At 55.7% G+C, this 13,422-nt stretch carries 14 protein-coding genes; 9 read left to right on the top strand and 5 right to left on the bottom strand.

Annotation, left to right across the window (positions count from 1 at the left end; genetic code table 11):
* The first annotated feature begins 198 nt into the window (after positions 1-198).
* The 6 genes from RQ738_RS03905 (at position 199) to RQ738_RS03880 (ending at position 4,327) form a co-directional block, all read left to right on the top strand.
* Positions 199-402, top strand: a complete 204-nt coding sequence (locus RQ738_RS03905; RefSeq protein ID WP_314162153.1) for a hypothetical protein — start codon at positions 199-201, stop codon at positions 400-402.
* A 115-nt stretch (positions 403-517) separates the two neighbouring features.
* Positions 518-1,564 (top strand): beta-N-acetylhexosaminidase, encoded by a 1,047-nt coding sequence (gene nagZ / locus RQ738_RS03900; RefSeq protein WP_314162152.1) that lies wholly within the window; start codon positions 518-520, stop codon positions 1,562-1,564.
* Between the two features lie 51 nt (positions 1,565-1,615).
* Entirely contained in the window at positions 1,616-2,716 is a 1,101-nt protein-coding gene (locus RQ738_RS03895; RefSeq protein WP_314162150.1) for a mechanosensitive ion channel family protein, read from the top strand.
* Positions 2,717-2,750: 34 nt separating this feature from the next.
* Complete coding sequence (locus RQ738_RS03890; protein ID WP_314162149.1) at positions 2,751-3,017, top strand: segregation and condensation protein A; 267 nt, start codon at positions 2,751-2,753, stop codon at positions 3,015-3,017.
* A gap of 12 nt (positions 3,018-3,029) precedes the next feature.
* Entirely contained in the window at positions 3,030-3,581 is a 552-nt protein-coding gene (locus RQ738_RS03885) for a hypoxanthine-guanine phosphoribosyltransferase (protein ID WP_314162223.1), read from the top strand.
* Between the two features lie 5 nt (positions 3,582-3,586).
* On the top strand, positions 3,587-4,327 hold the full coding sequence (locus RQ738_RS03880; protein WP_314162145.1) for an S-methyl-5'-thioinosine phosphorylase: 741 nt from the start codon (positions 3,587-3,589) through the stop codon (positions 4,325-4,327).
* A gap of 21 nt (positions 4,328-4,348) precedes the next feature.
* Here the strand turns inward: RQ738_RS03880 and RQ738_RS03875 are convergent, their stop codons facing one another.
* From RQ738_RS03875 to RQ738_RS03860, 4 genes are all read right to left on the bottom strand, one after another.
* Entirely contained in the window at positions 4,349-5,116 is a 768-nt protein-coding gene (locus RQ738_RS03875; protein WP_314162144.1) for a CsiV family protein, read from the bottom strand.
* Positions 5,117-5,123: 7 nt separating this feature from the next.
* Positions 5,124-8,597, bottom strand: a complete 3,474-nt coding sequence (gene mfd, locus RQ738_RS03870) for a transcription-repair coupling factor (RefSeq protein ID WP_314162143.1) — start codon at positions 8,595-8,597, stop codon at positions 5,124-5,126.
* Between the two features lie 264 nt (positions 8,598-8,861).
* Positions 8,862-9,974, bottom strand: coding sequence for a 3-deoxy-7-phosphoheptulonate synthase (locus tag RQ738_RS03865; RefSeq protein ID WP_314162142.1), 1,113 nt, complete (start codon positions 9,972-9,974; stop codon positions 8,862-8,864).
* A gap of 12 nt (positions 9,975-9,986) precedes the next feature.
* A complete protein-coding gene (locus RQ738_RS03860) occupies positions 9,987-10,295 on the bottom strand; it encodes a hypothetical protein (protein ID WP_314162141.1) in 309 nt (102 codons plus the stop codon).
* A gap of 220 nt (positions 10,296-10,515) precedes the next feature.
* On the opposite strand from RQ738_RS03860, the gene RQ738_RS03855 reads away from it, so the two are divergent.
* Positions 10,516-11,766: a lipoprotein-releasing ABC transporter permease subunit gene (locus RQ738_RS03855; RefSeq protein WP_314162139.1), complete on the top strand. Its 1,251-nt coding sequence runs from the start codon at positions 10,516-10,518 to the stop codon at positions 11,764-11,766.
* Positions 11,759-12,436 (top strand): lipoprotein-releasing ABC transporter ATP-binding protein LolD, encoded by a 678-nt coding sequence (lolD, locus tag RQ738_RS03850; protein ID WP_314162138.1) that lies wholly within the window; start codon positions 11,759-11,761, stop codon positions 12,434-12,436. Before RQ738_RS03855 ends, lolD begins: the two co-directional genes overlap by 8 nt.
* Before the next feature lie 2 nt (positions 12,437-12,438).
* Here lolD and RQ738_RS03845 read toward each other — a convergent pair whose 3' ends face one another.
* The gene (locus RQ738_RS03845; protein WP_314162137.1) at positions 12,439-12,945 is read right to left on the bottom strand and encodes a DUF2062 domain-containing protein; all 507 of its coding nucleotides are present in this window, start codon (positions 12,943-12,945) and stop codon (positions 12,439-12,441) included.
* Positions 12,946-13,047: 102 nt separating this feature from the next.
* On the opposite strand from RQ738_RS03845, the gene RQ738_RS03840 reads away from it, so the two are divergent.
* On the top strand, positions 13,048-13,371 hold the full coding sequence (locus RQ738_RS03840; protein ID WP_314162135.1) for a DUF4131 domain-containing protein: 324 nt from the start codon (positions 13,048-13,050) through the stop codon (positions 13,369-13,371).
* The last annotated feature ends 51 nt before the right edge of the window (positions 13,372-13,422 follow it).

Raw genomic sequence — 13,422 nt, 5'->3', positions numbered from 1 at the left:
GTCGAAAAAACAATGAAAACAATCGAAATTTTCTATCTATAAGGACAGTTTTTCATATCAGGAAATATGGGTAACGATAATGGTTACGAGTAAAATTTTTCGTTATACATTGTATGCCTGATCCCCTAAGTTCATTTGCGCGGCAACTGGCCGTCACTATTTACCGGCCCCAAGAGGGGTCTGCAGAGGAGTTAAAGAATGAAAATACAAGTGGCTTTATTGGCGGCTATGCTGGCCTTGACAGGACAGGTTGCCGCAGAGGAACAAGCGGAAAGCAAGAATGCCGAGCAGTTGGCGGCTTGCACACAAATGGTAGAAGACAATGGTTTGCAGGGTGAAGAGATGCAAAACTTTATGTCCGAATGCATGGAGAGTGCCGCCAAGAAGGATGGCGACGCCTGAGAATACCCCCTGTGCTGCTGCCGCATCCTGCGGCAGCGGTCAGTTTCCCCCTGTATAGAACCTGTTAAATACCTCCAATATATGTTTTCATGCAAAAAAGTATGGAGATGAATACATGTCGCTTGGCCCCCTTATGATAGATATTGCCGGCCCCGTGCTGGAGGCACAGGATCGGGAGCTGTTACAACACCCGCTGGTCGGTGGCGTGATCCTGTTTGCGCGCAACTATGTCTCGTGCGAACAGGTCACTGAACTGATTACAGAAATCCATGCCTTGCGGGAAACGCCGCTGTTGGTGGCCGTAGACCAGGAGGGTGGGCGAGTGCAGCGCTTCCGCGATGGCTTCAGTCGTTTGCCGCCGGTCGCGGACCTTGGTGCCTGTTATGACAGGGCACCCCGACATGCCTGTGAACTGGCCAGAGAAACCGGCTGGCTGAATGCGGCCGAGCTACGCAGTGTCGGTGCTGACCTGGCTTTTGCACCGGTACTGGATCTGGACTATGGCGTCAGCGGGATTATCGGTGATCGCGCCTTCCATCGCGATCCGCAAATCGTCGCTGAACTCGCCCATGCCTACATGCAGGGCATGCACGAAGCCGGTATGGCCGCCGTCGGCAAGCATTTTCCGGGACACGGGGCGATAGAGGCGGATTCACATGAGGTGATCAGTATCGACAAACGTCGTTATGCCGATATCCGTGCGGATGACATGCTGCCGTTTGAACGCATGATCCACTATGGCCTGCCGGCAGTGATGATTGCACACATTGTTTATCCAGCCTGTGATGAACGGGCCGCCGGATTCTCGCCTTTCTGGTTACAGGATGTGTTGCGCGGAGAACTGGAATTCAAGGGCGCGATCTTCAGTGACGACCTGTCAATGAAAGGGGCTGCGTTGATCGGTAACGTCGTGGATCGGGCGCGCGCCTCATTGGAGGCCGGCTGCGACATGGTGCTGATCTGCAATGACCGGCCGGCGGCCATCCAGGTCCTTGATGAACTGAAAGTCGACGTCAAGCCGGCCTCGAATGCGAGGCTACTGGCGTTACAGGGCAGAAAGGGGCTGGCCGGTGAGGTGCTACGCCGCGAGGCTAAATGGCATGCGGCAGCCCGCGCCGTGGAAAGTTATACTTTAAAAGAGTCCCTCGAGCTGGATATGTAACGCTTATGGTACAATTTGCCTGATTAAACCTTGTCAGCCAGAGGTTAGGGCATGGATCCGGAACGTCTTCTACAATACATCCCCCAAATAGGGGGAGAAAATGCCTGGGTATACCAGGTATTTATCGTCATTTTCACGATACTTCTGCTCAATTTCGTCATGATGCGACTTTTGCAACGCATGCAAAAGCGTTTTGAGCGTACCAAAACCCCCTGGGATGACGCGTTTATCATGGCCTTGCGCAAGCCGCTGCGTTTGCTGTTCTGGATTGCGGGTCTATGGGTTGCCGGCAAGATCACACAACGCGCCTCCGATGCCGAGATTTTCGATCTGCTCGATCCCTTGCGTGATGTCGGGGTTATCGTCGCTATTAGCTGGTTTCTGATCCGCTTCATAAAGTCGGCGGAAGAGAATATCCATGCGGCCGGCAAGCATACCGGGCGAATCGTCGATCGCACGACAACAGATGCGATCAGTCGCCTGCTGCGCATCTCGGTCTACATTACGGCGACCCTCGTGATCCTGCAGACCCTGGGCTTCAGCATCTCCGGGGTACTGGCCTTCGGCGGCATAGGTGGTATCGCCGTCGGCTTTGCCGCCAAGGACCTGCTGGCGAATTTCTTCGGCGGGCTCATGATCTTTCTCGACCGCCCATTTTCCGTGGGTGACTGGATCCGTTCGCCGGATAAGGAAATAGAGGGCACCGTAGAAGAGATCGGCTGGCGCCTGACCCGCATCAAAACCTTCGACAAACGGCCTTTATACGTGCCGAACTCAACCTTTATGACCATCGCGCTGGAGAATCCCTCGCGCATGTCACACCGTCGTATTTACGAGACCTTTGGTATTCGCTATGCCGATATCGACAAGATGAAAACCATCACTGTCGCAGTCAAGGAGATGTTGCTGCAGCATCCGGATATCGATGAATCACAGACTTTGATGGTAAACTTCGACGCCTGCGCGAGTTCATCAATCAATTTTTTTGTCTATACCTTTACCCATACCACGGTATGGACTGAATACCATGAAATCAAACAGGACGTGTTGTTAAAGATTAACGAGATCGTAGCCGCTCATGAAGCAGAAATGGCCTTCCCGACATCGACGTTGCATATTCCCGAGCAGGTAAATATGCAGTCATCTGCCTGAGCTATCTCTCACCACATTTCAGACTGGAGACATTATGACTGACGAAAAAGAGAATATTGAACTGCGCGTGATGCGCGCCATGAAAACGACCTTGTTGAATGTCATCAAGGACACGACTTCGCAGCCGGGGCAAAAACACCCCTTGGCGGACGGAACCATAGAAGATATCCGCCAGTGCCTGGGCCTGATCACGGCAAGGGAACAGGAATTGACCGGTGATGCCGGTAAGCACCGTCCCAGGTTCATTGATGAACCCGAAGACAGCGTCGTCGTCTCGCTCAAGACCCCTGAAAAAGACTGAGGACGATCAGTGTTGCCGGAAGCAGTAGTGGATGTGCAGGCCGTGCTTGCACAAGCCGAAATGTTGTATACCGAAGCCGAGGTAGAAGCCGCACTGGATCGCATGGCGGCGGGGATCACAGCGCGTCTCGCAGATAAAAATCCCCTCTTGCTGTGCACCATGATCGGTGGCGTGGTGACGACGGGCAAGCTGCTGACCCGTCTGCATTTCCCGTTGACGACAGATTACATTCACGCCACGCGCTACCGCGGCAAAACCAGGGGTGCCGAGCTGCAGTGGATTGCACGGCCGACCGAGGTTGTTGCCGGGCGCGAGGTGCTGCTTATTGATGATATCTTTGATGAGGGGCTGACCCTGAAGGCACTGATCGAGGACTGCCGACAGGCCGGTGCGGCGGAAGTGTATACCGCGGTACTGGTGGAAAAGAAATGCGCCAAGCGCTGTGATATCAAGGTAGACTTCTCCGGGCTATATGTTGAGGACCGTTATATATTCGGTTACGGTATGGACTACAAGGGCTATTTACGCAACGCCAGTGGCATTTACGCCGTTAAAGAGAGCTAAGCATTATGTCTGAAATCGCAATCATCGGCGGCACTGGTCTGACGTCACTGGCCAGCCTGGAAATAGTCCGCCGGGAGATGGTGCAGACCCCCTATGGTGAACCTTCCGGACCACTGACGCACGGCATATTGTGTAATCGCGAAGTGGTGTTTCTGGCCCGCCACGGCTACGGGCATACGATTCCGCCGCATCAGGTTAATTATCGCGCTAATCTGTGGGCCCTAAAGAGTATTGGTGTTGAGAAGGTGATCGCCATCGCCGCAGTCGGCGGTATCCGGGCAGACCTGATACCAGGTCGCCTGGTCTTTCCGGATCAGATCATTGATTATACCTGGTCTCGTTATAATACGTTTTTTGAGGATGGCAGTGACGGCGTTACCCATATCGATTTTACCTGGCCGTATTGTGATGAACTGCGTCAGCAATTGATCCAGGCAGCAGCCAGGGTCAACCTCGATGCCGCAGGCAAGGCAACCTACGCCGCCACACAAGGCCCGCGCCTGGAAACGGCGGCAGAGATTGATCGTCTCGAACGTGATGGTTGTGACATCGTTGGCATGACTGGCATGCCTGAAGCCGCACTGGCCCGCGAACTCGAGCTTTGTTATGCGGCCTGTGCCGTTGTGGCTAACATGGCCGCGGGCCGCGGCGATGGAAAAATCACCCTCGAAGAGATCGAGCAGAACCTGGTTAAAGGTATGGGCAAGGTGGGTCGGCTACTCGAAGAAGCCATGCCAACAGTATGAGTAAATCAGCCATAGTCGGGGTTACTCTGCTCCACGTTCGTAGGGAGTGATCAAGGCAATAATGCCGAAGTAGGGGTGGTCGAGATAGTGGACTTCCTTGCTGCGCATACGACGTGATTCTACCAGTTTGAAGTGCTCGATATTTGGCGTATCAATATTCTGCCGGGCGATCTGCTCACCAAGGTAAACGTCCGGATTGTAATAGGTGATGTCGGCTTTCAGGTGCAGGTAACGCGAGACGCTGACGGTTACCGTACCGTCAAAACGTTTTTTCTCAACCGAACCATCCGCCTGCTCAAGTGGATCGGGCAGGTTATTCAGTAGCAGCGGTTCATTCCGTAGCGGGGAAGGCACGCGGTCTTTTTCCCGCATAAGTTTGTCGTGTACATGCACGGCACGCGCCTGCGACTTGTCAACAGTAGGTTGACGCCAGGCGATATGATTGAGAATGCGATATTGCCTGCTCGCCAGTAGTTGCCGACTGATGTCGGTCAGTGCAAAATTTTCCGGGTTCAGGAGCTGGAAGGCGCGCGGGTTGATGCCGGGATTGTCGCGGACTACAACGGGCTGCAATGGTGCGGCCAGCTCGATGGCCGGGCCGCCGGTCGTTGCTTCGCTCGTAAGAAGCGGCCAGTGTTCACCGGCTGCGGCGGGTTCGAGTGTCTCGAAGAAAATCAATTCCACCTGGTACCAGCGGGACTGCTCGCTGCCGGCCTCCTGTGCCGTAGCAGGTCCGGCAAGACAGAGCAGAGCCGCAAAAAACAGGGTTTTGAGATGTTTTGTAATCATGGGCCTATTATGCCGCATCCTTCTCGGCGAGGGTATCCATAAGCGCCTCGATCATATCGGCACGCTCTTCATCGCCGTTTTCACGATTCATGCGCAGGGTCTGTTTGCCATCAAAGCGGTAGATCTTGCTCCGGGTCTGGATCAACGTAATCAGCTTCATCGGGTCGATATTCGGTTCATCCTCAAAGATGATACGTGCACCGTTCGGGCCGGCATCAATCTTCTTGATCCCCAGCGGGGTGGCCAGCAGTTTCAACTCGGTGACACGGAACAGGTTTTTCACGGGTTGTGGCAGCAAACCGAAACGATCAATCATTTCGACCTGTAGCTCGCGTAATTCTTCCTTGTCGCTGGCGTTGGCGATGCGTTTATACATAATCAGACGCAAATGCACATCAGGCAGGTATTCATCCGGGATCAGCGCCGCCAGGCGCAGGCTGATTTCGGTGCCGGCATGCAGCGGCCTGTCGAGCTCGGGTTGCTTGCCGGAGCGCAGCGCCTCGACAGCGCGTTCCAGCAACTCGGTATACATGGAAAAACCGATCTCATGGATCTGGCCACTTTGTTCATCACCAAGAAGTTCGCCGGCACCACGGATTTCAAGGTCATGCGTGGCCAGCATGAAGCCGGTACCGAGTTCTTCCATGGACTCGAGTGCCTCGAGGCGTTTCATCGCATCGGCGGTCATCGCACGCCGCTCGGGACGGATTAAATAGGCATAGGCGCGGTGATGCGAACGGCCAACGCGGCCGCGTAACTGGTAAAGCTGGGCCAGGCCGAATTTGTCAGCACGGTTAATGATGATCGTGTTGGCACTCGGGATGTCGATACCGGTTTCGATGATGGTGGTGCAAAGCAGAACGTTAAAGCGCTGATGATAGAAATCGAGCATGACCTGTTCCAGTTCGCGTTCGCGCATCTGCCCGTGCGCGACGCGGACCGAGGCCTCGGGTACAAGTTCGGCCAGTCGTTGCTGGAGCTTGTCGATGCTCTTGACCTCGTTGTGCAGAAAATATATCTGGCCGCCACGTTTTATCTCGCGCAGGCAGGCCTCCCGCAACAGGCCGTCATCCCATTCGCGAATAAAGGTCTTGATCGAGAGGCGATTGGTCGGCGGCGTGGCGATCACGGACAGGTCGCGGATTTGTGACAGGGCCATGTTCAGCGTTCTGGGTATCGGTGTTGCGGTCAGCGTCAGGACATCGACCTCGGCACGCAGGGCCTTGAACTTGTCTTTCTGGCGGACACCGAATCGATGCTCTTCATCGATGATCACCAGGCCGAGGTTTTTGAACTTGATATCGCTCTGCAACAGCTTGTGCGTACCGATAATGATATCAACCTGGCCGTCGGCGAGCGCGGCTACGGATTGATCTAACTGTTTACCGGAACGGAAACGCGATAGTACCTCGATGCGGACGGGCCAGTCGGCAAAGCGATCGCGGAAATTTTCATAGTGCTGCTGGGCCAATAGCGTTGTCGGCACCAGCACCGCGACCTGTTTGTTGCCCTGGGTGGCCAGGAAGGCGGCACGCATCGCCACTTCGGTCTTGCCAAAGCCGACGTCACCACACACGAGTCGGTCCATGGGCTGTTCGCGGGTCATGTCATGAATGACATCAAGAATGGCATTTTCCTGGTCAACGGTCTCCTCGAAGGGGAAGCTGGCGGCAAAGGCGGTGTATTGTTCGTCCGGCGCCGGGTAGGTATGGCCCTTGCGCGCGGCGCGGCGCGCATAGATGTCGAGCAGTTCGGCGGCGACGTCACGGGCGCGTTCACTGGCGCGACGTTTGGCCTTTGACCAGACCTCGGTGCCGAGTTTATGCAGCGGTGCCTGGTCCGGCGCACTGCCCATGTAGCGGCTGATCAGGTGCAGGGATGATACCGGCACATAGAGCTTGTCCTGGCCGGCATACTCGAGGGTCAAAAACTCTTGCTCGATGCCGCCCATGTCAAGGGTCTGCAGGCCAAGGTAACGACCCACACCGTGTTCTTCATGCACGACCGGCGAACCTTCGTTCAGCTCGGTGAGGTTCCTGATGACCGCGTCGCTGTCCTGTTTGGCCTTGCGCCGGCGACGAGTTTGACGAACCTGTTCGCCGAACAGCTGTGATTCACAGATCACGGCGATCTGCGGTGACTCCAGCAGCAGGCCCTGTTCAAGCGGGGCGACCGTGATCGCCAGCGGAACATCGCTATCGAGGAAGGCTTGCCAGTTGTCGACCTGCCGGGGGCGTATAGCGTAATGACCGAGGGTTTCGAGGATCATTTCCCGGCGCCCGGCGGATTCGGCGGCAAACAGGATGCGGCCATGAAACTTTTCGATAAAGCTGCGCAGCGCGGCGGCCGGGTCACTGGCACGGGCATTCAGGGTCAGGGAAACACTGGCAGAGGTCGCGAAATTGATTTGCTGCCCGGCAGGTTCGATCTCGAGGTGATGCAGTCCTGCCGACGGGAAATGAGCAATATCCTCGAGTAGTGTTTCAGCTGACAGAAACAGCTGCTCGGGATCGATGATAGGCCGCTCCACGTCATAGCATGCCGATTCGTAACGGCCCTCGGCTTCGTCACGGAATTGTGTGGCGGCGGCAGAAACGTCATCAACACAACAGAGCAGGCTTTGTTCCGGCAGGTAGTCGAACAGGCTGGCCATTTCATCAAAGAACAATGGCAGGTAATACTCGATACCTGCTGCGGCAATCCCCTGGCTGATGTCGCGGTAGAGGGGAACGCTGTTCGGGTTGATATCGAACCGCTGCCGGAAGCCCTGGCGGAAGCGTTTGATGCCTTCTTCATCGAGAGGGTACTCGCGTGCCGGCAGCAGGTGAATAGCTTCTACCTTGTCGAGTGAGCGTTGTGTCTCGGTGTCGAAGTGACGGATAGACTCGATTTCATCATCAAACAGATCGATACGGTAGGGGGCCTTGCTGCCCATCGGGAACAGGTCGATGAGGCTGCCACGCACGGCAAAGTCGCCATGATCGAGGACTTGTGGGACACACAGGTAACCAGACTGTTCAAGACGACTGCGCAGGGCCGCGATGTCGATCTTGTCACCGACATCGAAGATGAGGCTATGTTGCTCGACATAACCGCGCGGCGGCAAACGGTGCATGAGCGTGGCAACCGGCAGGATAACGATGCCGCGGTCAAGATTTGGCAGGCGATTCAGGGTCTCCAGCCGTTGCGAGATGATGTCCTGGTGGGGGGAAAACACATCATACGGCAGGGTTTCCCAATCCGGGAAATGCATGACCGGAATAGCCTGGGCCTCGTCGAGAAAGACCTTGACGGCCTGCTCCAGACGGGTGGCGGCAGGGGTATCCATGGCGATGGCGATAACAGGCCCGGCATGACGTTGTGCCGCCAGCGCCAGGGCCAGCCCGGCGCTACTGCCATAGAGTCTGCCCCAATGTTGCTTTTCAGGCGCGTTACGGGGCGGGCTGAGCTTGAGCAAACTCGTGTATTCGAAGGTTTTCATGCTTATAACAATTCTAGGAAAGTACTATAAAACTATGATTAAATTGAAAATCATTCCGGATTAGTTGCGCTAATAATAAGCCTGGCGTTCAGTCTGTTAAAGCATGGCCAAACAGACCCGGGTACGCGTCCTCGACAATAATGGGGGACTGACAAAAGAGGTATTGTACCACTACTTGCCAATAAACCGGTGTTCTGGTCACGACTGAGATGCAGGAGGATACTGATTGCTGCTTGTTGCAGGAGAGTATGATTGCCAGCCGTATCAGTTTTCTTGTGCCACGCGTGAGCAACGTTTCTCATAGGCCTCGCGGGCAATCGCTATATCATCAAGGAATAGCTTCAGCTCACTCATCAGCAGGGCCTGCGGACCATCGACCAGGGCCTTTTCCGGGGCGGGATGGAAGTCGGCGAGGATCATGTTGGCCCCGGCAACCACGCCCTGCGCGGTCGCGTGCATGACATCAAGCAGGCCATCAGGGGCACGATCCCGGGAGCCGACCGAGTGTGACGGGTCGATACAGACAGGCATTCGGGTCAGGCGTTTTACCACCGGCACATGGGCAAAGTCGATAAAGTTGCGGTGCGGATCTCCCATGTTGGTCTTCATGCCACGCAGGCCGAAGATCACCTTGTGGTTGCCTTCGCTAGCCAGGTACTCAGCCGCGTTCAGCGACTCCTCGAGGGTAATGCCAAAGCCGCGTTTTAACAGCACGGGATGGACCTTCTGCCGGCCAACGATCTTCAGGAGTTCGAAATTCTGGGTGTTACGTGTGCCGATCTGCAACATGACGCCGGTCGGATGGCCGGTTTTTTCCAGGGCATCGTTAATCTCGTCGACATGGCTTTCATGGGTAACCTCCATGGCGACGACGCGAATGCCATATTCGCCGGCGAGTTCAAACACCCACGGCAGGCACGCTTTGCCATGACCCTGAAAGGAATAGGGGTTGGTGCGGGGTTTGTAGGCGCCCATACGCGTGCACACCTGGCCGTTTTCCTGCAGTGCCCGCAGCATCAACTCCACATGTTCAGGCGTATCCACGGCACACAAGCCAGCAAATACATTCAGGTTATCCTGACCGAATTTCACGCCGTTATATTCAAAGGAGGTAGAACGCTTCTCATCGGCATGGCGACCAAGAATGCGATATTCTTCCGAGATGCGGACCACCCGCTCCACGCAGGGGAGGCTGTTCATGTCAGCAACTGACAGGGCCTTGGTATTGCCCACCAGGTAGAGCTCGGTCAGGGTTTGCTCGATACCCTGTTCATCGTGTACGCGCACCTGGATATCGGGCAGGGCTTCAAGATGTTGCAGCAACTGCTGATAATCATCGCCCTGCTTGTCGGTATTGGGATGCAGTATCAGAATCATGGCGTTATGCGGTTACCGGTTTTGGGACGGGTGATGAACGGCAGAGTGGATAACCCGGTCGTATTCAAAATACACGGTATATTTATCATAGACCCAGCGCGTGATAGGCGGCTCGCCGACAGGTGACATTTTTTCCAGCGGGCTACCGAAAAAGCTTTCCACCTGTTGTTGCGTCATCCCGCGCTCCGGGCGCTGTACGCCTTCGACAGTATTGTCCGGTTGATTAATAATACTCAGGGTATCGGCCGTGGCCAGCGCCGGCAAGCCGAACAGGGCGGATAGCATGACCGGCACGCTCAGGTTTTTTTTGTAGTTAAACATTTCTGTCTCCTTGTCTCTTACTTGTACTTGATGACATGACCCGGCTATATGCTCCTGGCCACTATAGCACCGCCCCCGACGAGGTAAAAGCAACCCCGCAGGTGCACTTGCCTATCAAAGCGGCCCGGCCGCTGTCTGTCTGCGACCTGTGCCACATTATGCCTAAACTATGTACCTAAATGGGGGACAGACCCGGTCGCTTGTGGTTTAATGTCGAGCCATGTTTAGACCTCTAGAAGCCTGTATTGGCCTGCGCTATACGCGGGCACGCCGACGCAATCATTTTATTTCCTTTATTGCCCTGTTTTCGATCCTGGGGATCGCGCTCGGCGTGCTGGTCATGATCACGGTCCTGTCAGTAATGAACGGTTTCCAGACCGAGGTGCGGGAACGCATCCTGGGGGCGGCCTCACATATCACCATTAATGCGACTGAAGGTAGCGGTCTGGATGACTGGCGGGCGGTCATGTCGACGGCGGCTAACCACCCGAAGGTCATCGGCACGGCGCCCTTTGTGCGTACCGAGGGTATGCTTACCAATGGCCAGTATGTCAGTGCTGCTTTTGTGCGCGGCATCGACCCGGCGCTGGAACCACAGGTCTCTGACCTGCACAAGGGCCTGATCGTCGGCGACTTCGCCGAACTGACGCCGGGTTCCTTTAATATGTATATCGGTAAATACCTGGCGCGTACCCTCGGCGTTTATGCCGGTGACAAGGTCACCATGGTGACGCCACAGGCAGCGGTGACCCCGGCGGGGATCCTGCCGCGCCTGAAACGCTTCACCGTGGCCGGCATCTTCGAGACCGGCCACAACCAGTATGACAGTGGCCTGGCCGTGATCCATATGCAGGATGCCGCGCGTCTGCTGCGTCTCGGCGATAATGTTACCGGCGTGCGCATCAAGCTCGATGATATCTTTGCCGCGCCCTTTGTGGGCGAGGAACTGGTAGCCAGTCTGCCGGGCGCATACCGGGTCAGTGACTGGACCAGGGTACATGCCAATTTCTTCCGTGCCGTACAGATTGAAAAACGCATGATGTCAATCATCCTGACCTGCATCCTGCTCATCGCCGCGTTTAATATTGTCTCCATGATGGTGATGACAGTCACTGAAAAGCAAAGTGATATCGCCATCCTGCGTACCCTGGGCGCCTCGCCGGCACGCATCATGCGGATCTTCATTATCCAGGGCACCGTCATTGGTATGTTCGGTGCCTTGCTCGGTATCGTTGGCGGGGTGAGCGTGGCGCAGAATATCGATACCATTGTGCCGGCGATCGAATCCCTGCTTGGCACCAAGTTCCTGTCACCGGATGTGTATCTTATCAGCGACCTGCCTTCTGAACTGCAGTGGGGCGATGTCAGCCTGATTTCAGCAGCGGCCTTCGTGATTACCTTGCTGGCAACGATTTACCCGGCCTGGCGGGCCGCCCGCGTGCAGCCTGCGGAGGCACTGCGTTATGAGTGATTACATCATCGAGTGCAGTGGACTGACCAAGAGCTTCACTGAAGGCCGGTTGCATGTTGAGGTGTTGCGTGACGCCAGTCTGCATATCGGTCATGGCGAGCGCGTTGCGATTGTCGGTCGTTCCGGTGCCGGCAAGAGTACCCTGCTGCACTTGCTCGGCGGACTCGATATGCCGAGCGCCGGTGAGGTCATCATCAATGGCCAGGATATGGCCAGACTTAACGCCGCCCAGCGTGGCAGGTTACGTAACCAGTGTCTGGGGTTTGTCTACCAGTTTCATCACCTGTTGCCGGAGTTCACGGCCATTGAAAATGTCGCCATGCCATTGCTGATCAGGGGGGAGGCGACCGCCAGGGCCATGCAGCAGGCGCAGGTCATGCTGACGCGTGTCGGCATCGAACATCGCCTGCAACACAAACCCGGTGAAATGTCAGGGGGTGAACGTCAGCGTGCCGCGGTCGCGCGTGCCCTGGTGACGCGCCCGGCCTGCGTGCTCGCCGATGAACCGACCGGTAACCTCGATACCCGCAATGCCGAACAGGTGCATGAACTGATGCTGGAGCTGAACCGGGAAATCGGTACGAGCTTTGTGACGGTCACGCATGATGAGTCCCTGGCAGCAAGAATGGACCGGGTGCTGACGCTCTGCGACGGCCAGTTACAGGAATAGCCTCAGGGTAGCGGTGGTTTGGAACGTCGCAGCAGGGTCTTCCTTTTCAATCGCCTGACAATGCTCAGCCGCCAGAGCATGCGTATAGCCACGTAACCGAATAAGGAACTGGCCACCCCCATGACGAAACAGCCCAGCAGGAAGGGCTGCCAGATTACGTGCAGGCCACTCCCCAGCCATTCAAATGTCAGCTCAAAGTGGAATGTCTTCTCGCGGACACCGATGATCCAGGTGCCAAGCACATAGGCGAAGTAGAACATTGGCGGCATGGTGAGCGGGTTGGAAATCCAGACCAGCGCCATGGAGATCGGCAAGTTAACCCGTAACGGAATGGCCAGTGCTGCCGCGAGCACCATTTGAAACGGCACCGGCACCCACGCAAAAAACAAACCCACGGCAAAGCCACCGGCAACAGAACGACGATTCAGGTGAAAAAGGTTGGGATCGTGCAGCAGGCGGCCAAAGATGCGCAAATGTCTATGTTCACGAACCACCTTATGATCCGGCATATAACGCTTAATGAACTTCTTTGGCATCAGGGCTGTGGGTGTTAAGCTTACATTACAAGGAAGTGAATTACTTAATTTTGCCCTCACTGGCTCAGGATAGCAATGCGTTTAGGGACGATCGCATTTCTGCTCGGCATCCTTGCCGCGCAACAATTAACCAGCCTGCCACCAACAGGCTGGCTTGCCTTATTGCCATTTTGCCTTGGTCTGGCCTATTTCGCCCCACCTTACTGGCATCTGCCATTCATCGCCGGCGCAGGTTTTCTGTGGGCGATCCTGTTCGCCGGCCAGTTACTTGACCACAGACTTGCGCCTGGCCTTGAAGGCAGTGACTTGCTGCTCGAAGGCAGCGTGTCCTCGTTGCCGCAGATACGCGAGCGCAGTCAGCGTTTTGATTTTGGGCTCTTCGGAAAAATTAGTGGGTAAAAATATAGCGAATTTGGAGCAATAGAGATAGTTTTCTGGAAATTGGAGGGT

The sequence above is a fragment of the Sulfuriflexus sp. genome (assembly GCF_032250955.1).
Lineage (GTDB): Bacteria > Pseudomonadota > Gammaproteobacteria > AKS1 > AKS1 > Sulfuriflexus.
Note: the sequence above shows the minus strand (reverse complement) of the source record. Positions and strands in the feature narration are given on the sequence as shown.